This window comes from Kitasatospora sp. NPDC059146, assembly GCF_042786665.1.
Taxonomy (GTDB): Bacteria; Actinomycetota; Actinomycetes; order Streptomycetales; family Streptomycetaceae; genus Kitasatospora.
The window spans coordinates 1-24,196 of record NZ_JBHZCY010000063.1 but is presented as its reverse complement, the minus strand read 5'-3'; the positions used below and the strand labels follow the sequence as shown (position 1 = coordinate 24,196).

The 24,196-nt window shown below is 73.6% G+C and carries 21 protein-coding genes, 2 tRNA genes and 1 pseudogene; 17 read left to right on the top strand and 7 right to left on the bottom strand.

Translation table 11 applies throughout. The features are described 5' to 3' along the window. Positions 1-87 precede the first annotated feature (87 nt). Together ACFXPX_RS25025 and ACFXPX_RS25020 are read left to right on the top strand one after the other, a co-directional pair. Positions 88-1,389 carry a S8 family serine peptidase gene (locus ACFXPX_RS25025; protein WP_380643372.1) on the top strand — a complete coding sequence of 434 codons (1,302 nt, stop codon included), beginning with the start codon at positions 88-90 and terminating at the stop codon, positions 1,387-1,389. Positions 1,390-1,526: 137 nt separating this feature from the next. Further along, the gene (locus ACFXPX_RS25020; protein WP_380643370.1) at positions 1,527-2,861 is read left to right on the top strand and encodes an MFS transporter; all 1,335 of its coding nucleotides are present in this window, start codon (positions 1,527-1,529) and stop codon (positions 2,859-2,861) included. Positions 2,862-2,941: 80 nt separating this feature from the next. On the opposite strand, the gene ACFXPX_RS25015 is transcribed toward ACFXPX_RS25020, so the two are convergent. Next, entirely contained in the window at positions 2,942-3,538 is a 597-nt protein-coding gene (locus ACFXPX_RS25015; protein ID WP_360231180.1) for a flavodoxin family protein, read from the bottom strand. Positions 3,539-3,671: 133 nt separating this feature from the next. Here ACFXPX_RS25015 and ACFXPX_RS25010 point away from each other — a divergent pair, with 133 nt between their 5' ends. From ACFXPX_RS25010 to ACFXPX_RS24990, 5 genes are all read left to right on the top strand, one after another. Next, positions 3,672-4,187, top strand: a complete 516-nt coding sequence (locus ACFXPX_RS25010) for a winged helix-turn-helix transcriptional regulator (RefSeq protein WP_380643367.1) — start codon at positions 3,672-3,674, stop codon at positions 4,185-4,187. Between the two features lie 98 nt (positions 4,188-4,285). Beyond that, positions 4,286-4,361: transfer RNA gene (locus tag ACFXPX_RS25005), tRNA-Thr, on the top strand. A 188-nt stretch (positions 4,362-4,549) separates the two neighbouring features. Further along, positions 4,550-5,236, top strand: a complete 687-nt coding sequence (locus ACFXPX_RS25000) for a LuxR C-terminal-related transcriptional regulator (protein WP_380643365.1) — start codon at positions 4,550-4,552, stop codon at positions 5,234-5,236. A 206-nt stretch (positions 5,237-5,442) separates the two neighbouring features. Next, positions 5,443-6,405, top strand: a complete 963-nt coding sequence (galE, locus tag ACFXPX_RS24995) for a UDP-glucose 4-epimerase GalE (RefSeq protein ID WP_375892711.1) — start codon at positions 5,443-5,445, stop codon at positions 6,403-6,405. Between the two features lie 365 nt (positions 6,406-6,770). Beyond that, the gene (locus ACFXPX_RS24990) at positions 6,771-7,670 is read left to right on the top strand and encodes a LuxR C-terminal-related transcriptional regulator (RefSeq protein ID WP_380523996.1); all 900 of its coding nucleotides are present in this window, start codon (positions 6,771-6,773) and stop codon (positions 7,668-7,670) included. Positions 7,671-7,718: 48 nt separating this feature from the next. Here ACFXPX_RS24990 and ACFXPX_RS24985 read toward each other — a convergent pair whose 3' ends face one another. Beyond that, the gene (locus tag ACFXPX_RS24985; protein WP_360231165.1) at positions 7,719-8,216 is read right to left on the bottom strand and encodes a MarR family transcriptional regulator; all 498 of its coding nucleotides are present in this window, start codon (positions 8,214-8,216) and stop codon (positions 7,719-7,721) included. 111 nt (positions 8,217-8,327) lie between these two features. On the opposite strand from ACFXPX_RS24985, the gene ACFXPX_RS24980 reads away from it, so the two are divergent. Then, a complete protein-coding gene (locus ACFXPX_RS24980; RefSeq protein ID WP_380523994.1) occupies positions 8,328-9,119 on the top strand; it encodes a methyltransferase domain-containing protein in 792 nt (263 codons plus the stop codon). 51 nt (positions 9,120-9,170) lie between these two features. Here the strand turns inward: ACFXPX_RS24980 and ACFXPX_RS24975 are convergent, their stop codons facing one another. Both ACFXPX_RS24975 and ACFXPX_RS24970 read right to left on the bottom strand, forming a co-directional pair. After that, positions 9,171-9,773 carry a TetR/AcrR family transcriptional regulator gene (locus ACFXPX_RS24975; RefSeq protein WP_375892821.1) on the bottom strand — a complete coding sequence of 201 codons (603 nt, stop codon included), beginning with the start codon at positions 9,771-9,773 and terminating at the stop codon, positions 9,171-9,173. A gap of 227 nt (positions 9,774-10,000) precedes the next feature. After that, positions 10,001-10,993, bottom strand: a complete 993-nt coding sequence (locus tag ACFXPX_RS24970; RefSeq protein WP_375892707.1) for an acyl-CoA desaturase — start codon at positions 10,991-10,993, stop codon at positions 10,001-10,003. Positions 10,994-11,260: 267 nt separating this feature from the next. Here ACFXPX_RS24970 and ACFXPX_RS24965 point away from each other — a divergent pair. From ACFXPX_RS24965 to ACFXPX_RS24940, 6 genes are all read left to right on the top strand, one after another. Then, positions 11,261-11,331 (top strand) — tRNA-Gln (locus tag ACFXPX_RS24965). Between the two features lie 153 nt (positions 11,332-11,484). Next, positions 11,485-12,939 carry a bifunctional UDP-N-acetylglucosamine diphosphorylase/glucosamine-1-phosphate N-acetyltransferase GlmU gene (glmU, locus tag ACFXPX_RS24960; protein WP_375892705.1) on the top strand — a complete coding sequence of 485 codons (1,455 nt, stop codon included), beginning with the start codon at positions 11,485-11,487 and terminating at the stop codon, positions 12,937-12,939. 202 nt (positions 12,940-13,141) lie between these two features. Then, on the top strand, positions 13,142-14,119 hold the full coding sequence (locus tag ACFXPX_RS24955; protein ID WP_375892703.1) for a ribose-phosphate diphosphokinase: 978 nt from the start codon (positions 13,142-13,144) through the stop codon (positions 14,117-14,119). A gap of 327 nt (positions 14,120-14,446) precedes the next feature. Then, a complete protein-coding gene (locus tag ACFXPX_RS24950) occupies positions 14,447-15,040 on the top strand; it encodes a 50S ribosomal protein L25/general stress protein Ctc (RefSeq protein ID WP_375892701.1) in 594 nt (197 codons plus the stop codon). 142 nt (positions 15,041-15,182) lie between these two features. Beyond that, complete coding sequence (gene pth, locus ACFXPX_RS24945) at positions 15,183-15,761, top strand: aminoacyl-tRNA hydrolase (protein WP_375892700.1); 579 nt, start codon at positions 15,183-15,185, stop codon at positions 15,759-15,761. 154 nt (positions 15,762-15,915) lie between these two features. Next, a complete protein-coding gene (locus ACFXPX_RS24940; RefSeq protein ID WP_380531671.1) occupies positions 15,916-16,239 on the top strand; it encodes a hypothetical protein in 324 nt (107 codons plus the stop codon). Positions 16,240-16,306: 67 nt separating this feature from the next. Here ACFXPX_RS24940 and ppc read toward each other — a convergent pair whose 3' ends face one another. Continuing rightward, positions 16,307-19,117 carry a phosphoenolpyruvate carboxylase gene (ppc, locus tag ACFXPX_RS24935; protein ID WP_380643363.1) on the bottom strand — a complete coding sequence of 937 codons (2,811 nt, stop codon included), beginning with the start codon at positions 19,115-19,117 and terminating at the stop codon, positions 16,307-16,309. 260 nt (positions 19,118-19,377) lie between these two features. Between ppc and ACFXPX_RS24930 the strand changes: the two genes are divergently transcribed. Continuing rightward, on the top strand, positions 19,378-20,673 hold the full coding sequence (locus tag ACFXPX_RS24930; RefSeq protein WP_380643361.1) for a sensor histidine kinase: 1,296 nt from the start codon (positions 19,378-19,380) through the stop codon (positions 20,671-20,673). A gap of 15 nt (positions 20,674-20,688) precedes the next feature. Here ACFXPX_RS24930 and ACFXPX_RS24925 read toward each other — a convergent pair whose 3' ends face one another. Beyond that, positions 20,689-21,291, bottom strand: coding sequence for an SUKH-3 domain-containing protein (locus tag ACFXPX_RS24925; RefSeq protein ID WP_375892820.1), 603 nt, complete (start codon positions 21,289-21,291; stop codon positions 20,689-20,691). Between the two features lie 83 nt (positions 21,292-21,374). After that, a complete protein-coding gene (locus ACFXPX_RS24920; protein WP_375892694.1) occupies positions 21,375-21,836 on the bottom strand; it encodes a YwqJ-related putative deaminase in 462 nt (153 codons plus the stop codon). Positions 21,837-22,363: 527 nt separating this feature from the next. Here ACFXPX_RS24920 and ACFXPX_RS24915 point away from each other — a divergent pair. After that, positions 22,364-23,365 (top strand): SMI1/KNR4 family protein, encoded by a 1,002-nt coding sequence (locus tag ACFXPX_RS24915; RefSeq protein ID WP_375892692.1) that lies wholly within the window; start codon positions 22,364-22,366, stop codon positions 23,363-23,365. Between the two features lie 63 nt (positions 23,366-23,428). After that, a pseudogene (locus ACFXPX_RS24910) lies at positions 23,429-24,196 on the top strand (hypothetical protein); the annotation flags it as partial.

The window sequence follows — 24,196 nt, the reverse complement described above, 5'->3', positions numbered from 1 at the left end:
GCCCGGCCACTGGGCCTGCCCAGTGGCCGGGCAGATCTGTTCGGGGCACGCTTTCCCGGCCTGTGGGGAGGCAGACGAGGAGTGGTGATGGGGCGGACGGAAACGCGAGCAGGTCTGCGAGCGCTCTCAGCGGCACTGATCGCGCTCGGAATCGTTGTCGGCCCAGTCGCGACCTCTGCGATTGCTGATGGTCCGATTCGGCCCGATCAGTGGCATCTGGATGCCATGCACGCCCCGGAGATGTGGAAGACCTCGAAGGGGGACGGAATCACCGTTGCGGTGATCGACGGTGGTTTCAAGCTGGATCATCCGGACTTGGTGGGCCAGTTCCTGCCCGGGCAGGACTACAGCGGTGGTTCCGGTGGTGCCGGTTCATACGCTGACGGGCATGGTACGCAGATGGCCAGTCTTATCGCTGGGACTGGTAAGGCCAACGGCGGTACGGGTGCTTATGGGCTCGCGCCAGGTGCCAAGATCCTGCCGTTGAAGATCAACAATGGGACTGTTGGGCCGGTGGTTTCGACCGACTTCCTTGACCAGGTCGGGCAGGCGGTCAGATACGCGGTCGACAAAGGCGCGAAGGTCATCAACATCTCGCAAGGAATTCCTGCTGTGTCCACCTCGCCTGACGATGTGGACAAATTGAGTAAGACCTTGGCGTGGGCCCGAGGGAAGGGGGCGCTGGTCGTATCCAGTGTCGGTAACTCGGCTCAGTCCGGAAATCTTGCCGAGTACCCCAGTGCACTGCCCAATGTCGTTGGAGTGGGTGCCGTCGGTCGTGATGTCCTGGCGACTACGGAATCCCAGCAGGGGCCGCAGGTGACACTTGTTGCGCCCGGTATGGACATGATTGAGGCTTGTACGGGAAACACCGGGTATTGCAAGAGTCACGGCACGTCGGACGCGGCCGCCCTGGTGTCGGCGTCGGCGGCGTTGGTCTGGGCGGTCCACAGGGACTGGACGGCAGATCAGGTCCTTCGGGTGCTCATCAATACGGCAGGGAAGCCCACTGATGGTTCTGTTCGCAATGACGGAGTCGGCTATGGGGTTGTGCGGCCGAGGGTCGCGTTGACGGACCCCGGCGACCCCGGGCCGGCGGATGTGTCGCCGCTTCCGGCTGATGCGGTGACGCCTTCGGCTGCGCCTTCGCCGTCGGCGAGTGCGTCCGTGTCCGCGTCGTCGGCGCCGAGTCCGGCCGGGGCTGCGGCCGGTGCGCCGACTGCGGAGCCGAAGGCTGGGGCGTCGTCCGGGTCGGGTGGTGTGCTGCCGGTCGTGGGTGGGGTGGTGGCCGGTCTGCTGGTGGTGGCGGGTGTGGTGTTCGCGGTGGTGCGTCGGCGGAGGGCTGCCGTGCCGCCGGTGCCTCCGGGGGGCAATCCGTACGCGCAGTAGGCGGGTTGGGGCAGGTGGGCCCGGGTGTCGCGGTGGCGGCGCTCGGGCTTTTTGGTGGGCGCTGGGGGTGGGGTGTGCGCCGGGGTCACTCGGGTGGGTGCTGGCGGGGGTGGGGTGGGGGTGGCGAGGGTGGTGGTATGGATGCGGAGGGTGCCCGGCGGGCCGGGCAGTTGAGGCGGGCCGCGGCTGCGGCGTTGATCGGGACGGCGATCGAGTTCTACGACTTCTTCCTGTACGGGACGGCGGCGGCCCTGGTGTTCGGGCCGGTGTTTTTTCCCGGGCTGGGTGGGGCCGGGGCGTTGTTGGCGGCGTTCTCGGTGTACGCGGTGGCGTTCCTGGCCCGGCCGTTGGGGGCGGTGGTGTTCGGGCACTTCGGGGACCGGGTGGGGCGGAAGGCGACGTTGGTGGTGTCGCTGTTGCTGATGGGTCTGGCGACGGTGGCGGTGGGGTTGTTGCCGGGGTTCGCGGTGTGGGGGTGGTGGTCGCCAGTGCTGCTGGTGGTGCTGCGGGTGTGCCAGGGCGTCGGGTTGGGCGGGGAGTGGGGCGGGGCGGCGCTGCTGATCGCGGATAACGCGCCGGCCGGGCGGCGCGGGCGGTACGGCGGGTTCCTGCAGTTGGGGCCGTCGGGCGGGTTCGTGTTGGCGAACGGGGCGTTCCTGGTGCTCCAACTCACCCTGGACGAGGGGTCGTTCCGGGCGTGGGGCTGGCGGGTGCCCTTCCTGGCCTCGTTGGTGCTGGTGGCGGTGGGGCTGTTCGTGCGGCTGCGGCTGGCGGAGACGCCGTTGTTCCGGGCGGACGAGCGGCGGGACCGCCCGCCGGTGGTGGAGGTGCTGCGGGAGCACTGGCGGCCGGTGCTGGCGGGGGGTGGGGCGATCACGCTCGGGTACGCGTTGTTCTACCTGACCACCACGTACGCGCTGGCGTACGCGACGTCCGGCCTGGGGGTGGCGAGCACGGTGGTGCTGGCGATGCTGCTGGTCGGTGCGGTGGGCGGGGCCGTGACGGTGTGGCTGAGCGCGGCGCACAGTGACCGGTGGGGGCGGCGGCGGACGCTGCGCTGGGCGGCGGGCCTGGCGGCGGGCTGGTCGCTGGTGCTGTTCCCGCTGCTGGAGACGGTGCGCCGGCCGTTGATGTTCCTGGCGTTGGCCGGGGCGATGGTGGTGCTGGGGTGCCTGATGGGCCCGGTGGCGGCGTTCCTGCCGGAGCTGTTCCCGACCCGGGTGCGCTACACGGGTGCCGCGTTGACGTACAACCTGGGCGGGGTGGTCGGCGGGGCGCTGACGCCGTTGGTGGCGACGCGGCTGACCGGGGTGTACGGGACGGCGCAGCCGGTCGGCTGGTACCTGGGGGTGCTGGGGCTGGTGGCGCTGGGCTGCCTGTGGTTGCTGCCGGACACCACGGGTGCGGAGTTGGCGGCGGTGGACGGCGGACGCCGCCGGGCGCCCGTGTTGGGGGCGGATCCGGCGGCGTAGCCGTGCGGTGCGGCGGCGAGGCGGTGCGGCGGTGCGGCGGTGCGGCCTCGGTCGGCCAGGGCCCAGCAGTCGGCCAGGGCTCAGCCGGCCAGGGCGGCGCGGCCGGCCAGCACGACGGCGGTGTGCCGGGCGACGCGCTCGCCCAGGTGCTCGGCGGTGGCGATGTCGGCCTTGTGGACGGCCTCGGGGCCGGCGTCGGCGGGCGAGGAGGCGGCGGCGCCGGTGAAGAAGCCGAGGCGGTTGAGGTCGTCCTCGGAGGCGGTGGTGGCGTTCCAGCCGGGCTTGAGGCCGAGGTTGACCCAGTTCATGCCGTGCTGGGCGGCGAGGGTCTGGAAGAAGCCGAGGGTGCCGGCCTTGTCGCCGCTCTTGGAGGCGGAGTTGGTGAAGCCGGCCGCGAGCTTGTCCTTCCAGGCGTCGGCGAACCAGCGCTTGCTGCTGGCCTCGGCGAAGACGTGGAAGGCGCCGGAGGCGGTGCCCATGTAGGTGGGGGAGCCGAAGACGATCGCGTCGGCGGCGTCCAGCTGGGCCCACTGCTCCTCGGTGATGGTGTCGACGGCGATCGTGACGACCTCGGCGCCCGCTGCGGCGGCGCCTCGGGCGACGGCCTCGGCGATCACGGCGGTGTGGCCGTAGCCGGAGTGGTAGGCGAGGGCGACGGTCGGGCGGATGGCGGTCATGCGGGCACTCCTGGGGACGGGACGGCGTGAGCAGGGGAGGGCAAGGAGGACGGAGCGGGGCGGGCCCGCTCCGTCGAACGGTCTCCAATATAGACCAGGTGCGGATCGGAGACCGCAGGTCTACCCTGGGCGTATGACGACGGAGGAAGCGGCCCGGGTCGAGGTCGAGCGACGGGCGGAAGACGCCGGGGTCGGGCGGGAGCCGGAAGGCGGAGGCCGGCAGCCGGCAGGCGAAGGCCGGGTGCCGGAGCCGGGGCCGGGACCGGAGCCGGAGCCGGGACCGGAGCTGGACGTCTTCGCCCAGCTCTGCCCCAGTCGCGAGCTGTTCGCCGAGCTCGCCGACAAGTGGTCGATGCTGATCCTGATGAGCCTGTCCGCCTGTGGGCCGCAGCGCTTCTCCGAGCTCCAGCGCGGGGTCGGCGGGGTCAGCCGCAAGATGCTCACCCAGTCGCTGCGGAGCCTGGAGCGCAGCGGGCTGGTGCTCCGCACGGTTTTCCCGGAGACGCCGCCGCGGGTGGTCTACGACCTGCTGCCGCTCGGCCGCGAGCTGGCCGCGCTGGTCGCCCCGCTCGGGCGCTGGACGGAGCGCCGTGCCGGGCAGATGCTCGCGGCCCGCGAGGAGTTCGACGCGGCGCACGCCGGGGGCTGACGGCCCACGGGGCCCGGGGTGGAGCCGATTTCCCTTCCGGGCCGACGGCCGTGTAATGTCTTCCTTGTTCGACCGGCCAGGCGGAAACGCAAGGCCAAGCCCCTATAGCTCAGTCGGTAGAGCGTCTCCATGGTAAGGAGAAGGTCTGCGGTTCGATTCCGCATGGGGGCTCCACTGAAAGACCCTCGCCTCGCGGCGGGGGTCTTTCGCGTTCTGTGCACCGGGCTCCGCCCCGTTCCGCCGCTGGTCCCGCGATCCTCGGTGGCCTAGCGGGTCGGGTACGGAATGCGTTGTGATGGTGCGTCATCGGCCGCCCGCCCGCGGGGTGCGGGCGCGAGCCGGACCCCGACCGGGAGGGCGTCATGGGTGTTCGACTCGTGGTGGTCGACGACCACCGGCTGCTGGCCGAGGCGCTGGCCACCGCGCTGCAACTGCGCGGGCACCGGGTGCTCGCGGTCGGCTCGCCGGCCGGTGTGGCGGCCGATCTGGTGGCCGGGCGGCGGCCCGAGGTGTGTCTGCTGGGGGTGTCCGCGCCGGGCGAGCCGGGGGCTTTCGACGGGCTGCGCCGGATCCGCCGGGAGCGGCCCGAGGTGGCCGTGATCGTGCTCGGGCCGGTGGGTGAACTCCGGGGTGTGGCCTGCGCGTTCGCGGCCGGGGCGGCGGGGTTCGTGCCCAGCGACGAGCGGATCGAGGTGGTCGAGCGGGCGATCGGGCGGGCCCGGGCGGGCGAGGCCGCGGTGACGGTGGACGTCCTGCGCGGGGCCTTCGACCAGTTGCTGCGCCCGGTGGCCGAGCCGGACGACGAGGCGGTCCGGCTGCTGCGGCTGCTGACCCGCCGTGAGGTGCAGGTGCTGGCCCGGATCGCGGACGGCGAGGACACCGCGGCGATCGCGGCCGGGATGCGGATCGCCGCGAGCACCGCCCGCACCCACGTGCAGCGGGTGCTGATGAAGCTGGGGGCGCGCACCCGGCTGGAGGCGGCCGCGGTGGCCGCGCGCACCGGCCTGCTGGAGCGGATGGCCGACGGCCGGCGGACCGCCGACGGCTGAGCGGGCTGCCGGGTTGCCGGGTTGCCCGCGGGGCGGCGGCGCGGCAGCGCCGTGGAGGTCGGCTGAGGAGTGGGTGAGAATGCCGGGGAGCGACCGCCCCGGTGGTCCGGAGCACCCCGGCGGGCAGGGACAATTGAGCGCAGTCGTACGCATTCCGTCGATGGCGCCGCCGACCGCGCGGACCATCGCCCGCTGGAGGTCTCATCATGAGTAAGTACCTGGTCACGGGTGGCGCCGGCTACGTCGGCAGCGTGGTGGCCGCGCACCTGCTGGAGGCGGGTCACCAGGTGACCGTCCTGGACGACCTCTCCACCGGCTTCCGCGAGGGCGTCCCGGCCGGCGCCGAGTTCGTCGAGGGCCGGATCCAGGAGGCTGGCCGGGTGCTGGACGGCTCCTTCGACGGCGTGCTGCACTTCGCCGCCTCCTCGCAGGTCGGCGAGTCGGTCGTGGACCCGGAGAAGTACTGGCGCAACAACGTGGCGGGCTCGCTGGAGCTGATCACGGCGATGCGCGCCGCGGGCGTGCGCAAGCTGGTGTTCTCCTCGACCGCGGCCGTCTACGGCGAGCCGGAGGTCGTGCCGATCGCCGAGACCGCCCGGACCTCGCCGACCAACACCTACGGCGCCAGCAAGCTCGCCATGGACCACATGATCACCAGCGAGGCCGTCGCGCACGGCCTGGCCGCCGTCTCGCTGCGCTACTTCAACGTGGCCGGCGCGTACGGCGCCTACGGCGAGCGGCACGACCCCGAGTCGCACCTGATCCCGCTGGTCTTCCAGGCCGCGCTCGGCCGGCGCCCGCACATCGCGGTGTTCGGCGACGACTACCCGACCCCGGACGGCACCTGCATCCGCGACTACATCCACGTCGCGGACCTGGCCGACGCGCACCTGCTGGCGCTGGACGCCGCCAAGCCGGGCGAGCACCTGATCTGCAACCTGGGCAACGGCAGCGGCTTCTCGGTGCGCGAGGTGATCGAGTCGGTCAAGCGCGTCACCGGCCGGGAGATCCCGGTGCAGGTCGTCGGCCGCCGCGCGGGCGACCCGGCCGTGCTGGTGGCCTCGGCCGAGCGGGCCCACCAGGAGCTGGGCTGGACGCCGCGCCGCCCCAACCTGGACGACATCGTCGCCGACGCCTGGAAGTTCACCCTGGAGCAGACCGGCGAGTAGTCCGGCGAGTAGTCGGGCGAGCAGTCCGACGAGTAGGTCGGCGAGCAGACCGGCGGGCAGTCCGGCGACGGCCCCGCCGGCCGGGCCGGAACGGGACGGCTCCCGGGGCGCGCTCCACCGCGAGCGCACCCCCGGGGGTCGTCCGCCCGGTCAAGTCCGGCCCCTCGCGCACCACCTGACGAAACTTCACCGAACCGCCACGGGAGCGTTTCCCGGCCCGTACGCTGAGTGCGGTACCGGTGGGGGCCGGCGTCCTTTCGGCTTCACCGGCCACCGGTGGGCGGGCGGAACGGCGGGTCCGGAACGCGGACGCCGGACCGGCCCCCGTCCCCGGGCTCGGGCGCTCTGAGCAGGGGGTAGTGACGATGGGGCGGATCCGGGTCCTGGTGGTCGACGACCACCGGATCTTCGCCGAGGCACTGGCCGCGGCGCTCGCCGCCGAGCCCGATGTGGAGGTGGGCGCGGCCGGTAGCGCGGCCGCCGCCGAGCGGGCGCTGGAGCGGGCCGCGGCCGAGGGGCGGGCCTACGACGTGGCGCTGATCGACGCCGACCTGGGGGGTGAAGCGGGCGGTCCGGCGGCCCGGGCCCGGCCCGGTCCGGAGGCGGCCGAGGAGGCCCGGCGCCGCCCGGCCCCGGGGGTGCCCGCCGCCCGCAGGCCGGGTGCCGCCCCGCTCGCCCCGCCCGTCCCGGCGACCGCCGCCGCCCGTCCCCCGGACCAGCTCCGCGCCGAGCAGCTGCGGCCCACGGCCCCGCCGCCGGACGGCATCACCCTGCTGGGCCGGCTCCGCCGGGCGCATCCGGGGCTGCGCGGGGTGGTGCTGGCCACCGCGGACGATCCGCACCGCGCCGCCCGGGCGCTGCACGCGGGTGCCACCGGCTGGGTGGCGAAGGAGAGTTCGCTGGCCCGGTTGCTCGCGGTGGTCCGGGGGGTGCTGCGGGACGAGACCCACCTGCCGCCGGCGCTGCTCACCGGGGTGATCCGCGAGCTCACGACGGCCCGGCGGGACCGCACCGAGAGCGAGCGCCTGGTGGACACCCTGACCCCGCGGGAGAAGCAGATCCTGCGCTGCATGGTGGCGGGCCTGGGTCGGCAGGCGGTGGCGGAGCGGCTGTACCTGTCGCCGCACACCGTCCGCACCCACATGCAGAACGTGCTGGGGAAGTTGGGGGTGCACTCCACGCTGGCCGCCGTCGCGGTGGCCCGCCGGGCCGGGGTCAGTCCGGCGGAGCCGGCCGCGCCGCCGTCGATCGCCTCCACGCCGTAGCGGGAAGCCGTAGCGGAGCGTCGGGGCCGGACGCCGCAGCGGTGGTCGTCAGCCCGGGATGTTGTCGAACGGGGCGACCAGCAGCCGCAGCAGGCCGGCGAGTTCGCCCTGCTGGCCGGAGCTGAGCTGGGCCAGCAGTTCGCGCTCGTGGGCGAGCAGGCCGGCCAGGGCCTGGTCGGCGCGGTCGCGGCCGTCGTCGGTGAGCCGGACGAGCACGCCGCGCCGGTCGTCGGGGTCGGGCAGGCGCTTGACCAGGCCCTTGCCGGTGAGGCGGTCGATCCGGTTGGTCATGGTGCCGGAGGTGACCAGGGTCTGGGTGAGCAGCTGGCCGGGGGAGAGCTGGTACGGGGAGCCGGCCCGCCGCAGGGCGGTCAGGACGTCGAACTCCCAGGGCTCCAGCCCGTGCTCGGCGAAGGCGGTGCGGCGGGCGCGGTCGAGGTGGCGGGCGAGCCGGCTGACCCGGCTGAGCACCTCCAGCGGCTCCACGTCGAGGTCGGGGCGCTCCCGGCGCCACGCCGCGACCAGCCTGTCGACCTCGTCCTCCATGACGATCAGTGTATCGGTGGATGTGTCGATGTGAAGTCTCTTGACATCGAGAAATGTGCCAGCGAGGCTTTTCGGCGATATCTTGATGTCGAGATACCTGCGAGGTGAACCATGACCAGCCCCGTCTGGGACCCGGCGCAGTACCTGCGCTTCGCCGACGAACGCACCCGCCCGCTGCGCGACCTGCTCGCCCGCGTCCCCGCCCTGCCGAACGAGCCCGCCCCGACGGTCCTCGACATCGGCTGCGGCCCCGGCAACTCCACCGCCGTCCTGCGCGAACGCTGGCCGAAGGCCCGGCTCACCGGCCTCGACAGCTCCGCCCCGATGCTGGAGGCCGCCCGCACCGACGGCGAGCCCACCGCCGACTACCTGCTCGCCGACGCCCGCGACTACGACCCGGCCCCGGCCGCGCCCGACCTGATCGCCTCGAACGCGACCCTCCAGTGGGTGGACGGCCACCTGGCGGTGCTGGCGCGCTGGGCGGACGCCCTGGAGCCCGGCGGGGTGGTCGCCGTCCAGGTGCCCGGCAACTTCGAGGCCCCCAGCCACACCCTGCTCGCCGAACTGCGCCGCAGCGCCCGCTGGCGCGACGCCCTCGGCGCCGACGCCGTCCGGGGCGGTGTCCACCCGCCCGGGCGGTACCTGGACGTCCTCGCCGGGGCCGGCTGCGCCGCCGACGTCTGGGAGACCACCTACAGCACCCTGCTGCCCGGGCCGGACCCGGTGCTGGAGTGGGTCAAGGGGACCGCGCTGCGGCCCGTCCTCGGCCGGCTCGCCGACCCGGCCGACCGGGCCGCCTTCCTCGCCGAGTACGGGCGGCTGCTGCGCGAGGCCTACCCGGCCGGGCCGCACGGGACGGTCTTCCCGTTCCGGCGGATCTTCGCGGTCGGGGTCAGGCGGTAGCCCGTCGCCCGGCGTGACGACGGGCGGGCGGACGGGTGGACGGGCGGACGGTCAGGTCAGGCGGTCGCCGACCAGCCTCGGGTGCCGCTCCAGGCCCTCCAGCCCGTGCCAGGCGAGGTTCACCAGGTGCGCCGCCACCGTGGCCTTGTCCGGCTTGCGGACCTCCAGCCACCACTGGCCGGTCAGCGCGACCATCCCGACCAGCATCTGCGAGTACATCGGGGCCAGCCGGGCGTCGAAGCCCCGGGACTTGAACTCCAGGCCCAGGATGTCCTCGACCTGGGTCGCGATGTCGCTGATCAGCGAGGCGAAGGTGCCGGTCGACTGGGCCACCGGGGAGTCCCGGACCAGGATCCGGAAGCCGTCCGTCGAGGTGTCGATGTAGTCCATCAGCGCGAAGGCGGCCTGTTCCAGCAGCTCGCGCGAGTGCCCGCCGGTCAGCGCCCCGGTCACCATGTCCAGCAGCAGCTGCATCTCGCGGTCCACCACCACCGCGTAGAGCCCTTCCTTGCCCCCGAAGTGCTCGTACACCACGGGCTTCGACACCCCGGCGCGCTCGGCGATCTCCTCCACCGAGGTGCCGTCGTAGCCGCGCTCCGCGAAGACCGTCCGGCCGATCTCCAGCAGCTGTTCCCGGCGCTGCTTGCCGGTCATCCGGACCCGGCCGCCCCGGCGGCGCGGGGCCGGGGCGGCCGCGGACCGGTCGGCGGCGCCGTCCGCGGTCCGGTCGGCACCGCCGTCGGGAGCCGCGCCCGGCGCCGCAGCGGCCCGCGGACGGGCCGGCGCCGTTCCGGGCGCCGGGTCCGTCCGCGTGCTGTGGTGACCGCCTGTGCTGTCTGCGCTGCTCCCGTTCACCCCTACATCATGCTGGAAGCGCCGCCTCATGCGGCGCGGCGGGCGGCGATCCGCTCCGCGTCCGGCCAGCGGACGTCCCGGACCCAGCCGGCCAGCTCGAACCAGCGGATCAGCCGGGCCGAGGAGTCGATCTGTCCGCGCAGGACGCCGTGCCGGGCCGAGGTCGGGTCGGCGTGGTGCAGGTTGTGCCAGGACTCGCCGCAGGAGAGCACCGCGAGCCACCAGACGTTGCCGGAGCGGTCCCGGGAGCGGAACGGGCGCCGGCCGATGGCGTGGCAGATCGAGTTGATCGACCAGGTGACGTGGTGCAGCAGGGCGACCCGCACCAGCGAGCCCCAGAAGAAGGCGGACAGCGCGCCCTCCCAGGACAGGCTCACCAGGCCGCCGACCAGCGCGGGCAGCAGCAGCGAGATGGTGGTCCAGAGCCAGAACAGCCGGGAGATCCGCCGCAGCGCCGGGTCGCCGACCAGGTCCGGGGCGTACTTGAGCTGCGGGGTCTGCTCCTCGTCGAACATCCAGCCCATGTGGGCCCACCACAGGCCCTTGACCAGGGCCGGGACGCTCTCCCCGTAGCGCCACGGCGAGTGCGGGTCGCCGTCCTTGTCGCTGAACCGGTGGTGCTTGCGGTGGTCGGCCACCCAGCGCACCAGCGGTCCCTCGACGGCGAGGCTGCCGACGACGGCGAGGGCCAGCCGCATCGGGCGGGGGGCCTTGAAGGAGCCGTGGGTGAAGTAGCGGTGGTAGCCGACGGTGATGCCGTGACAGGTGAGGAAGTACATGGCGACGGTGACCGCGACGTCGGTCCAGCCGAGCCCCCGGCCCCAGGCCACCGGTACGGCGGCGACCAGCGCGGCGAACGGGACGAGGATGAAGAGGCCGAGCGCGATCCGCTCGGCGGCCCCCTGCTTCTCGCCGCCGCGGGTGGCGGACAGCCGGGTCGCGGCGTCGGCGGAGGGATCGGGGGAGGGGTCGGGGAGGGCGGTGGCCCCCGCGTGCGCCTCGTCGGCCTGGATGGTCATGGGCGTCCCTTCGCGGCGTCCCGGAACGGGACAGAGCGGACCTACGTTGGCGTAACCTACGGCATCGTAGGTTGCGCTCCGTGTCCAGGGGAACACACCCCCGCGCGGCGCTTGAGTGAATTCACCCGACTGGATGGATGAACCCGGAACCCCTCCCGTGCCCGGATCGGACGGGCCAGGAGGGTCGGCATTGGTGGTAGATGTGAGGCGCGCTACCCCGTAGTCTTGGCCCAGCGCGCCGCCGGGCCTCCGGCGGTGGAGCTCCGGTCCCGGATCGTCTAAGGGCAGGACAGCTGGTTTTGGTCCAGCTTATGGGGGTTCGAATCCTCCTCCGGGAGCACTGAGTACGGCCGCGGGCGGGCATGCGCGGGCCGGGCGTCTGGCGTTTCGGCTCGCCGCCCCGCACTATCCTCGAACTGCCAGAGCACATGTGCGGACCGCGTTCTGGCCTGCTCTGCCCTCTCTTTGAACCTAATGAGGAGCCTCCCCGCATGGGTGCCAATTCGCTTGCCGCCGTTGTCGTGCTCGCCGCCGGTGGTGGGACCCGGATGAAGTCGAACAAGGTGCCCAAGGTGCTGCACGAGGTGTGCGGGCGCTCGCTGGTGGGTCACGCGGTTTCGGCGGCCGGGGAACTGACGCCGGGGCAGCTCGTCGTGGTGGTCGGCCACCAGCGCGAGCAGGTCGAGGAGCACCTGGCGACGCACTACCCGGCCGTGCGCCCGGTCGTGCAGGAGGAGCAGAACGGCACCGGCCACGCGGTCCGCACCGCGCTGGAGTCGCTGGCCGCCGACGGCGTGACGCTGGACGGCACCGTGATCGTCACCGCCGGGGACTCGCCGCTGCTCACCGGGGACACCCTGCGCCGGCTGGCCCGCTCGCACGAGGCCCAGCAGAACGGCGTCACCGTGCTGACCGCCGTCGTCCCCGAGCCCTTCGGCTACGGCCGCATCCTGCGCGACGAGGACGGCACCGTCGCCGCGATCGTCGAGGAGCGGGACGCCAGCGACACCCAGCGCGCCATCGCCGAGATCAACTCGGGCGTGTTCGCCTTCGACGCCAAGCTGCTCACCGAGGCGCTGGCCGAGCTGACCACCGACAACTCGCAGGGCGAGGAGTACCTGACCGACACCCTGGAGATCCTGCGCGAGGCCGGGCACCGGGTCGGCGCCGTGGTCGCCGAGGACCACCGGGACATCCTGGGCATCAACGACCGGGTCCAGCTCGCGCAGGCCCGCCGGCTGCTGAACGACCGCCTGCTGGAGCGGGCGATGCGCGCGGGCGTCACCGTGGTCGACCCGGCCAGCACCTGGATGGACGTCCAGGTGACGTACGAGCCGGACGCCGTGGTGCTGCCGAACACCCAGCTGCAGGGCGCGACCCACCTGGGCGAGGACTGCGAGGTGGGCCCGAACTCCACCCTCCGGGACACCCTGGTCGGCGCCGGCGCCCGTGTGAGCAACACCACGGCCGACCGCGCCGAGATCGGCGAGCTCGCCTCCACCGGCCCGTACGCCTACCTGCGGCCGGGGGCGAAGCTGGCCCGCAAGGCGAAGGTCGGCACCTACGTCGAGGTCAAGAACTCCGAGCTGGGCGAGGGCGCCAAGGTGCCGCACCTCTCCTACATCGGCGACGCCACGATCGGCGAGGGCACCAACGTCGGCGCGGCCTCGGTCACCGTGAACTACGACGGGGTGAAGAAGCACCGCACCGTCATCGGGGCGCACTGCCGCACCGGCTCGGACAACATGTTCATCGCCCCGGTGACCGTCGGTGACGGCGCTTACACCGGCGCGGGCTCGGTGATCACCACCGACGTTCCGCCCGGCGCACTCGGCGTGAACCGCGCGCAGCAGCGCAACATCGAGGGCTGGGTGGAGCGCAAGCGCCCGGGCACGGTGTCCGCGCAGGCCGCGCGGGCCGCGACCGACGGCGCGGCCGAGGTCTGACGCGCCCGCCGGGGACCGGTCGGCCGGTCCCCGGGGCGGACGGTTTCTGCGCGGGCGCGTAACCTGGGGGACATACGTGCGCCACTGGGCTTACCGCCCGTGTCCAGGCGTACCGACATTCCCCGATCCCCTCGTGAGTGCGGGCTGCGCCTGCCCTCCTCGGGAGCGGGGTTCAGCGTCCGCAACACGAGGAGACGGTGCAGTGAGCGGGATCACGACGTCGGGTGAGAAGAAGCTCAAGCTCTTCTCCGGCCGTGCCCACCCGGAGCTGGCGAGGGAGGTTGCCGAGGCGCTGGGGACCGAGCTGGTCCCGACCAAGGCCCTGGACTTCGCCAACGGCGAGATCTACGTCCGCTTCCTGGAGTCGGCGCGTGGCGCGGACTGCTTCGTGATGCAGAGCCACACGGCTCCCATCAACCAGTGGATCATGGAACAGCTGATCATGATCGATGCTCTCAAGCGGGCCTCCGCCAAGAGCATCACCGCGATCCTGCCGTTCTACGGGTACGCCCGCCAGGACAAGAAGCACCTCGGCCGCGAGCCCATCTCGGCCCGTCTGGTCGCCGACCTGCTCCGCCAGGCCGGTGCCGACCGCCTGATGGCCGTCGACCTGCACACCGCGCAGATCCAGGGCTTCTTCGACGGCCCGGTGGACCACCTGTTCGCGCTGCCGCTGCTGGCCGACTACATCGGCGAGAAGGTGGACCGCTCCAAGCTGACCGTCGTCTCGCCGGACGCCGGCCGGGTCAAGGTGGCCGACCAGTGGTGCGACCGGCTGGACGCCCCGCTGGCGATCATCCACAAGCGCCGCGACATCACCCAGGCCAACACCATCCTGTCGGCCGACGTGGTCGGTGACGTCGACGGCCGGGTCTGCGTCCTGGTCGACGACATGATCGACACCGCCGGCACCATCTGCGCCGCCGCCGACGCGCTGTTCGAGAACGGCGCCGCGGACGTCCTGGTGGCCGCCACCCACGGCGTGCTCTCCGGCCCGGCCGCGGACCGGCTCAAGAACTCCCGGGTCAGCGAGTTCGTGTTCACCAACACGCTGCCCACCCCGGCCGAGCTCCAGCTGGACAAGATCACCACGCTGTCCATCGCCCCGTCGATCGCCGCCGCGATCCGCGAGGTCTTCGAGGAGGGCTCGGTCACCAGCCTCTTCGAGGGCGTGCACTGACGAAGCCCCGCGCAGGCGGCCCCGGACCACCTCGGTCCGGGGCCGCCGCCGGTTCGGGGCCGCTGCCGGTTCGGCGGGGGCGTCGGCCGGGGGCCCGATTTCGTCGCAGCGGGCCGGTGCGGTTAGACTCGTGAAACTGCTCGGCGAGGGATGTCGTGTGCCCGCTCGACGGACACCGACTCCGTGATCGACGCGCTGCCGTAACGGATTCCGTCCGCCGGCAGAAGTCGTTGCCGCCGAGTGACCCCCGAACGTACTGAGGGTGTGGTCCCGGCGGTTTTTCGCGTTGCCTGCACCCCCGCGCCATTCTTCACGAGGAGTGCAGTCGTGTCCGAGATCCGCATTGCCGCTGAGACCCGTTCCGAGTTCGGCAAGGGTGCCGCCCGTCGCGCCCGCCGCGCCGGCTTCGTCCCCGGTGTCGTCTACGGCCACGGCCACGCCCCGGTTCACCTGAACCTGCCCGGCCACGACCTGATGATGGCCCTCAAGACCCCGAACGCCCTGCTGGTCGTTCCGATCGAGGGCAAGGACGAGTACGTCCTGCCGAAGGCCGTCCAGCGCGAGGCCATCAAGCGCACCATCGAGCACGTCGACCTGCTGCTGGTCAAGCGCGGCGAGAAGGTCACCGTCGAGATCCCGGTCCACACCGAGGGCGAGCTGGCCCCGGGCGGCAACCTGCTGGAGCACGTCCTCAACGCGCTGCCGGTCGAGGCCGAGGCCACCCACCTGCCCGAGTCCGTCACCGTCTCGGTCGAGGGCCTGGAGGCCGGCGCCTCCATCCACGCCAAGGACATCGCCCTGCCGGCCGGCGTCACCCTGGCCGTCGACGCCGACGCCGTCGTGCTGCAGGTCATCGGCGCCCAGGCCTCGCAGGCCGACGCCGACGCCGAGGCCGCCGAGGCCGAGGGCACCGAGGCCTGAGCCTCCGGTACCCCGTAGCTTTCGACCGCTGCCCCGGTCGCTCCCCTGGAGCGGCCGGGGCAGCGGTGCGTCCAGGATGATCGGGATGACGGCGTCGGGCGCGGCGTCGAGCGCGGAGTCGAGCGCGAGGGAGAAGGGAAACATGGCGGAGGAGTACGACGGGCCCTGGCTCGTGGTGGGGCTGGGCAACCCGGGCGAGCAGTACGCCCGGAACCGGCACAACATCGGTTTCATGGTGGTCGACCTGCTGGCGCAGCGGATGGGTGCCAGGTTCAAGGCGCACAAGAGCCGGGCCCAGGTGGCCGAGGGGCGGTTGGCGGGCAAGCGGGTGGTGCTCGCCAAGCCGATGTCCTTCATGAACCTCTCCGGCGGGCCGGTGACGGCGCTGCGGGACTTCTACAAGGTGCCCGCCTCGGCGCTGATCGCCGTCCACGACGAGCTGGACATCGACTACGCGGCGCTGCGGCTCAAGCTGGGCGGCGGGGACAACGGCCACAACGGGCTGAAGTCGATCACCAAGTCGCTGGGCCCGGACTACCACCGGGTGCGCTGCGGGATCGGCCGGCCGCCGGGCCGGATGGAGGTCGCCGACTTCGTGCTGAAGGACTTCTCCTCGACCGAGCGCAAGGAGCTGGAGTGGTTCGTGGACCGCTCGGCCGACGCGGTGGAGGCGCTGCTGTCCGAGGGGCTGGAGCGGGCGCAGGGCACGTACAACTCCTGAAACGGGCGGCGTCTGACGTGACGTCATGCGCACGGTGTGCCGGGTACACAACAGTCGTACAACGCTTGCCCGGTAAACCTGAATCCGTGTGAGAACCCTGTGCGGGATCGGATACCGTCGGCCCGGTACGCGAACGGGTCCTGGGGAGTTCTCGATGCGCAGATTGCGTCCGGTCCGCCGACTCCGGCGGCTCCGGGTGGTCCGGCTCAAGCAGCTCGGACGACGGGTCGGCACCGCCGGTGCCCTGGGGGCGGCCGGGATGCTGCTGTCCAGCGGCGCGGTGGCGCACGCCGATCCGGTGGCCGAGCCCGATCCGGCGATCACGCCGGAGCCCGCGGCGGCGCAGTTCGCCCCGCTGCTGGGCGAGTCGGTCGGCCCCGACGCGGGGCTGCTGGCGGTCGGCGGCGGCCTGGTGGTCGTGGCCGGCGGGGCGGCCCTGTGGCTCAAGCGCCGGCGCGCGGGCGAGCCCGCGGAGTAGGAACGTACGTACGCAGGGCCGGTGTCCACGGGACGTGGACACCGGCCCTGGGGCGTTCGGCCGGGCGTCAGCCGGTGTTGCGCAGGCCGGCGGCGATGCCGTTCACGGTGAGCAGCAGCGCGCGGGCGCGCAGCGGGTCCTCCGGGCGGCCGGTCGCGACCTCCTCGCGCTGGCGGCGCAGCAGCGCGACCTGGAGGTAGGAGATCGGGTCGAGGTAGGCGTCCCGGACGGTGAAGGTCTGCTTCAACACCGGGTTGTGCTCCAGCAGTTCGTTCTCGCCGGTGAGCCGCAGCACCTCGCGCAGGGTGAGGTCGTGCTCGGCGACGATCTGGTCGAAGATGTGCCGCAGCTCGCCGGGCACCAGCTGCTCGACGTAGTGGCGGGCGATCCGCAGGTCGGTCTTGGCCAGCGTCATGGCGACGTTGGACAGGAAGTTGCGGAAGAAGTGCCACTGGCCGTGCATCTCGTCCAGCACGTCGCCGAGGCCGGCCGCGCGGGCGGCGGCGAGGCCGGAGCCGACGCCGTACCAGCCGGGGACGACCTGGCGGGACTGGGTCCAGCCGAACACCCACGGGATGGCCCGCAGGCCGTCCAGGCCGGCGCCGGAGTCGGGGCGGCGGGACGGGCGGGAGCCCAGGTGCAGCGAGGCGAGCTGGTCGACCGGGGTGGAGGCGAAGAAGTACTTCGGCAGGTCCTCCTGGTCGACCAGGGCGCGGTAGGAGGTGTGGGCGGCCTCGGAGACCCGGTCCATCGCGGCGTCCCAGCGGGCCAGTTCCTCGGGGGCCTGGCGCGGGGCGGTGTGCAGCGCGGAGGCGGCGAGGGTGGCGGAGATGGTCAGCTCCAGGTTCTCCCGGGCGAGGGAGGGGAGCAGGTACTTGTCGGAGATGACCTCGCCCTGCTCGGTGACCTTGATCTCGCCCTCCAGGGTGCCCCAGGGCTGGGCCAGGATGGCTTCGTGGGACGGGCCGCCGCCGCGGCCGACGGTGCCGCCGCGGCCGTGGAAGAGGCGCAGCCGGATGCCGTAGCGGTGGGCGACGTCGCGCAGTCGGCGCTGGGCGCGGTGGATCTCCCACTGGGAGGTGGTGATGCCGCCGAACTTGGAGGAGTCGGAGTAGCCGAGCATGACCTCCTGGATGTCGCCGCGCAGCGAGACGAGCAGCCGGTAGGAGGGGTCGGAGAGCATCTCGTCGAGGATGCGGTCGGCCTGCTGGAGTTCGTCGGTGGTCTCCAGCAGCGGCACGATGCCGATCTTGGCGATCCCGGCGTGCAGGTCGATCAGGCCGGCCTCGCGGGCCAGCACGGTGGCGGCGAAGACGTCGTCGGCGCCCTGGCACATCGAGATGATGTAGCTCTCGACGATCTCGTCGCCGAAGCGCTCGAAGCCCTGGCGGATGGTGTTGAAGACGCCGAGGGTCTTGGTGCCGGCCTCGTCCAGCGGGGCCGGGGTGGGGGCCAGCGGGCGGCGCGAGCGGAGCTCCTTGGCGAGCAGCTTCTGCCGGTACTCGCGGGGCATGTCGGCGTAGCGCCAGGCCTCCTCGCCGAGCCGGTCGAAGAGCTGGCCGAGGGCGTGGTGGTGGGCCTCGGCGTGCTCGCGGACGTCCATGGTGGCGAGCTGGAGGCCGAAGGCCTCGATGGTGCGGATGGCGCGGGCCAGCCGGCCGTCGGCGATCAGCTCGCCGCGGTGGGCGCGCAGCGATTCCTGGATCAGCCGCAGGTCGGCGACGAGTTCGCGGGTGCCGAGGTAGTCGCGGCCCTCGACGTGCGGGGTGCCGCCGGCCAGCCGCTCGCGGGTGTTCTCCAGCTTGAGCCGGATGCAGGTGGCCTTGAGGCGGTAGGGCTCCTCGGCGTTCATCCGCTTGTAGCGGGGGCTGAGTTCGGGGAGCCGGTGCAGGTCGGTGTTGAGCGAGGCGAGCAGGTCGACCGAGGCGCCGGCCAGCCGCTCGGAGGTGGAGAGGGTGTTGCGCAGGTCGTCGATGGCGGCGAGGGCGTCCTGGATGCCGTACTCGTGCTGGAGGTTGAGGACGTCCCAGGTGACCTGCGGGGTGACGTTGGGGTTGCCGTCGCGGTCGCCGCCGATCCAGGTGCCGAAGGTCAGCGGGCGCACGCCGTCGGGCAGGTTGAGGCCGACCCGGGCGAGCTCCTCGTGCAGTTCCTCCAGCACCTCGGGGACGGCCTCGCGGTAGAGCTCGTCCAGGTAGTAGACGGCGTTGCGGGCCTCGTCGGTGGGCTCGGGGCGGGCGATGCGCAGTTCGTCGGTCTGCCAGAGCAGGTCGATGACCTCGGCGAGGCGGCGGTCGGCGGAGCGCTTGGCGCTGCTGGTGCGGGCCGGGTCGGCGGCGGCCAGGCCGTTGCTGAGCTCCTCGCGGTGGATCCGGTCGAGGAGTTCGCCGATCCGGCGCAGCTTGTTGAGCACGCTGCGGCGGGCGGCCTCGGTGGGGTGGGCGGTGAAGACCGGGCGGACCGCGAGGTTGGCCAGGGTGTCCTGGAGGTGCTTGGGGTCGGCCTCGGCGAGCTGGTCGGCGGTCTGGGCCAGCAGCGAGCCCTCGCGGGCGCGGCGGGTGGCGAACTCCCGGCCGCGGTGCACCTGTTCGGTGACGTTGGCGAGGTGGAAGTAGGTGGAGAAGGCCCGGACCAGCTTGGCGGCCGTGTCCAGGTCGATGTCGGAGAGGAGTTCGGCGGTGGCCTCGCCGTCGGTGCGGCTGAGCAGGCGGACCTGTTCGACCAGGCCCAGCAGCTGGGGGCCCTCCTGGCGGACCAGCGTCTCGCCGAGCAGGTCGCCGAGGCGGCGGATGTCCGCGCGCAGGGCCGAGTTGTCCTCGGCTGCGCCGGCGGCGAGGACGGTGGGGCTGTCCGCCGGGGTGGGGACCGGAGCGGTCACGGCTGGCTCCCTCTGGTGGTGGGGTTCGGCAACGGCTCATCGTCACAGGTCCACGCGCAGTGTGGCGGGTGTGACGCGTGCGGACCGCGCTGTCCGACGCGACCAGCATAGGTGTCGGGGCGGTCGCTGTCCGCGAGGTGGCCGGATGGCGGACAGGGCTGCCGAAAACCACCTGTGGTCTGGACCACTTGAGGGGGGTAGGGGGTGTGCCGGGCAATCCGGGTGGGGAAGGGCGGGGGTTGCCGCTTAACCTGTCACGCATGAGCAAGTCGCCTGGGGAGCGCGTGCCGGTCCGGTCGTTCTGGTGGTGGAAGCGGCGGCGCAGCGCCCTCCTCGACGTCGGGCTGGCGCTGCTCGCCGCGGTCGAGTGCTCGGCCAGCACGATCGCCTTCCTCTCCGCCCGGATGCACGTGAGCGTCCTCGGCATGGCCGGGATCGCCCTGCTCGGCACGCTGGCCGGCGGTTCGCTGGTGGTGCGCCGGCGGTGGCCGGCCGTGCCGGTGGTGGCGACCCTGCTGGTGCTGCCCGGGATGCTGGGCGTGCTGCTGCTGGTGGTGTCGCTGTACACGCTGGCGGAGACCTGGGAGTGGCCGTCCCGGCGCCGCCGGGTGGTGGCGCTGTCCGGGCTGGCCTTCGCCGAGGCCGGCGCCGTGATGGCGCTCCAGTTGATGACCCCGGACGACTCGGTCGCGGCGGAGCGGACCCCGCTGTGGGGCCTGGTCGTGCTGTCGCTGCTGGTCGCGGTCGGACTGACCGTCGCCCCGGTGGTGACCGGACTGTACGTGGGGGCGCGGCGGCGGCTGATCGAGTCGCTCAAGGACCGTGCGCACGGCCTGGAGACCGAACTGGACCTGCTCGCCGAGCAGGCCCAGGAGCGTGCCCGCCGGGCCCGGTTGGAGGAGCGCACCCGGATCGCCCGGGAGATGCACGACGTGGTCGCCCACCGGGTCTCGCTGATGGTGGTGCACTCCGGGGCGCTGGAGCGAATAGCCGCCAAGGACCCGGAGAAGGCCGCGCAGAGCGCCAGGCTGATGGGCGAGGTGGGCCGGCAGGCGCTGAACGAGCTGCGCGAGATCCTCGGCGTGCTGCGGATGGACGACGAACGGCCGCAGGAGCCGGACTCGCTGGCCGTGCTGCCCCGGCTGGTCGACCAGTCCCGGGCGGCCGGGATGGCCGTGACGCTGACCGTCAGCGGCAGCCGGCAGGAGTTCACCGGCGAGGCCGAGCAGACCGCCTACCGGGTCGTCCAGGAGGGGCTGACCAACGCCCACAAGCACGCGGGCGGGGCGCAGGTGTCGGTGCTGCTGGCGTACGCGCCGAACGGGGTGCGGGTGAGCGTGGTGAACGCCTGCCCGGGCGGGGAGCGGGGGGCGGCGCAGCTGCCCAGCGGGGGCAACGGGCTGGTCGGGATGCGGGAGCGGGTGATCGCGCTGGGCGGCACCTTCTCCTCCGGGCCGGAGGCGGACGGCGGCTTCCGGGTCGAGGCGGTGCTGCCGTCCCGGCTGGCCGTCCGCGCGGACCGGCTCGGCCGGCCGGGCGCCGCGGGTCCGGCCTGATCCACGGGAGGCGCCTCAGCCCGGCGTGGACGGGCCCTGGCCGTACGCGCGGCCGTACTCCTCGGCGGTGCGCAGCCGTTCCGGGGCGGTGCCCAGGACCAGGGTGCTGATCGCCTGGTCGATGCCGTGGCCGAGGAACCACTCGCCGGTGTGGTCCAGGCTGTAGACCCGGGCCTCCTCGTCGACGGCCAGCAGCGCCTGCCCGTAGGCCTCCTCGCCGAGCGGGGCGAGCCGGCTGCCCAGGGCCCGGCCGAGGTCGAACAGGGTGCGCGGCTGGTGCAGCCCGCACATCGGGTCGATCAGGAACGGGGTGCGGGCCAACTGGCGGCCGGGGCCGGAGAGGTCGAAGGCGAGGCCGCCGAACTCCGCCCAGGCCTCGACGGCCGCCGGGAACACCGCGTGCGGGACGCCGCCGGGACCGCCGTGCCCGACCAGGGCGTCGGCCCACTCCTCGGCCTGCCGGATCTGCCAGCGGCCGGGGTGCCAGCCGGCCGCCTTGAGCTCGGCGGCGACGTCGGCGGGGAAGCGCGGGCGGGTCCGCCCGGTGGGGCCGGCCGGGGGCGGGGTGCCCGGGGCGAGGGTGGCCGGCGGGGGCGGGGGCGGGCTGGGCGGGTTCAGGGCGTGCTCCGGGGCTCGGGGACAGGGGGCGTACGAGAGGCGTACGGGAGGCGGGCGGGCGTGGGCGTCCGGCGTGCGGACGCTCAGCGCGCCGGCGGTCCGACGGCGACGCTCTGCACCGTGAAGTGCTCCAGCATCGGTGCGCAGGAGCGGCACGGCGGGGCGTGGGTGCCGTGTGCCGGGTCGCCTTCCTCGCGGATCCGGAGCGTCGTCATCCGGGAGCCCTTGAGCGCCTTGCGGGCTTCCTGCAGGCTCATCGGCTTGCGGGCGGCGCGCTTGGAGCGCTTCCCGTCGACCGTGGTCAGGTACTGGGAGAGCAGGACGGCCTCCGGGCAGCGGCCGGTGAACCGTTCGCGGGCCTCGACCGGCAGGGTGTCCAGGAACTCGCCGACCAGCGGGTGCAGGACCGGGCGCCGGTCGTCCTTGTCGCCCGCCAGGGTGTGCACCTCGCCGCCCTTGGGCGACAGCGCGGCGGCGACGGCGGGCAGCAGGCTGTCGCGGTGGTGGCGCAGCACGGGCGGGCCCGCCGGCTCACCGGTGGTCATGCGGTGTCCTCCTCCTCGTTCCTGGCGGTCCGGTTCCCGTTGGCTCCGGTCGGTCCCGGGGCAAGCCTGTCATTCGGTACCGACAACCGCACAACCGGGGTGCGGGGCGGACCGAACACCCGTACGGCCACCGGCCGGCCGGGCACCCGTCCCACCCGCATCCTGGCCGCCCACCGGCCGGACCCGCACAGCATCGTCATGACTTGTCCGTCGATTTACCGAAACCGCCCCCGGTCCGGACCCCGCCCGGTACGGTTCCGGCAGCGAGCCCCGGGAGGGCCCCGGGCGGGCCCCGGTGGCAACGGCGACGCCGGGGCGGTGCTCACCGACGACGACGAACTCGCCGCCCCCGTACGGCCGATCGGCGGCCACGGCGCCCGCGACGAGTCACACGGGCCCGGCAGGTAGGGGTCGTGGAGGTGTTGCGGCGGGCCCCGGGTGCGAGGGGTCGGCCGGGCGGGTGACCCAATAGGCTGGTGCCCAGCAAGCGCACCGAGCATTTTGCAGCAGCCAGTGGGGGCTCCCAGATGACGACAGGTCGGCCCGGCGTCACCGCCGCACCGAACGCGGCGTACGCAGGTCAGGTGGTGCAGTTCCCGGACCCGGTCCGTGCCGAGCGGCACCCGGCCGGGGTCCGGGTGGACGAGGCCGGCTACCCGGACTTCGGTCCGTACGCCGCCGCGGCGGCCGAGGTCGCCGACCCGCCGCAGGGCTTCGGCGTGGACGAACTGCGGCTGACCGACTACGTCTCGGCCAACGCCGCCCTGTTCACCCAGGGCCACCCGCTCTGGGCCGACCTGGAGACCGCGGTGGCCACCCCGCCCGGCTGGACCTGGCACCACGCGGTCGGCCGGGCCGCCCCCGGCTGGCGCCGGATGGAGCTCGTCCCGGTCGAGGTCAAGTCCCTGCTGCGCCACCACGGCGGCCTGGCCACCTCGCCCGCCGACCACACCCGCCGGGGCACCCGCCCGCTGCAGGAGCGCCGGCCCGTCCACTTCTCGCTGGCCAAGGACGGCGGCGACCCGATCGGCGTCCCCGAGGACCTGGTGCAGCGCGCCGAGGAGCGCCTCGGCTACCAGCTGCCCGGTGCCTACCGCACCTTCCTCAAGCTCGGCGGCGGCCGCGGCCCGGTCGGCGTCGCGCTGGACACCGAGCTCGGCATGCTGCTCGACCAGCCGTTCCTCACCCTCACCGAGGAGTACGGCACCGAGGACGTCGTCTACGCCAACAAGTGCCTGCGCGACCACCTCACCAAGGACTACCTGGGCATCGCCTACGCGCAGGGCGGCCTGATCGCGCTCAAGGTGCGCGGCGACCGGATCGGCTCGGTCTGGTTCCACCTGTACGACGACGCCCGGGACTCCGGCGGGCCGGAGGCCCCCGAGGAGCGCTGCGCCCGGCTGCTGCTGCCCTGCGGGGACGACTTCGACGCCTTCCTGCTGCGGCTGGCCGGCAGCCCGCCGGAGCTGGAGACGGTCGCGGAGCTGATGGTGGACGGCGGGTTCGCCCGGGCCGTCCCGGTGGACTGACGTGAGCGCGGGAACGGCGTTGAGGGAACGAGTGGGGACGACGGGGACAGGGGTGAACCGGGCGTGGTGACGTACGCGCAGGCGCAGGAGCTCGCCGAGGAGTGGGTCAACGGCGGGGTGCCGCACGGGCAGCAGCGCGAGGTGCGGGTCCGGGAGTTCGACCTCGGCTTCGTCTGCTGGGCGGTCTCGTCCGCGGACACGGCGGGTGGGCCCGGTGCCGGTGCCGACGGCGGCGCGGGTGCGGGCGGGGCGCGGCTGGTGATCGCCCGCGACTCGGGCGCCAGCACGCTGTGGCCCGCGCTGCCCGTCAACGAGGTGGTCCGGCAGTTCGAGGAGGTGTACGGGCGGCCGGTCGCGGCCAACCCGGCCGGGGCGGCGAAGCCCGCACCGGGGCCGGTGGAGGCGACCTCCTTCCTGCTCAGCCCGCCGCAGTGGCTGCAGGAGGCGGGGGCGGCGGCGATCGCGGCGGAGGCCGAGAAGCTGGCCGGTGCCGCGGCCCCGGCTCCGACCCCGGCCCCGGCTGCCGCGCCCGCGCCTGCCGACGTGCCGCCCGCGCCGCTGCCGCCCGCGCCCGTACCGGTGGCGCCCGCCGTGCTGACCGAGCCGCCGGTCTCCGCGCGGCCCGCCGGGGACGCGCCGACCATGCTCGCGCCGCCGCCGGGCGAGGACCCGTTCGCCGCCCCGCTGCCGCCGAGCGCCTCGACGCCGCCGCCCGCGCCGGTCGCGGCCGAGGCGGCGACCGTGCTGATGCCGGAGGGCCTGCGTACCTCCGGTTCGGACCTGCCCGAGGCGCCCGCCCCGGCCGGGGCCGAGGCCGCGACGATGCTGATG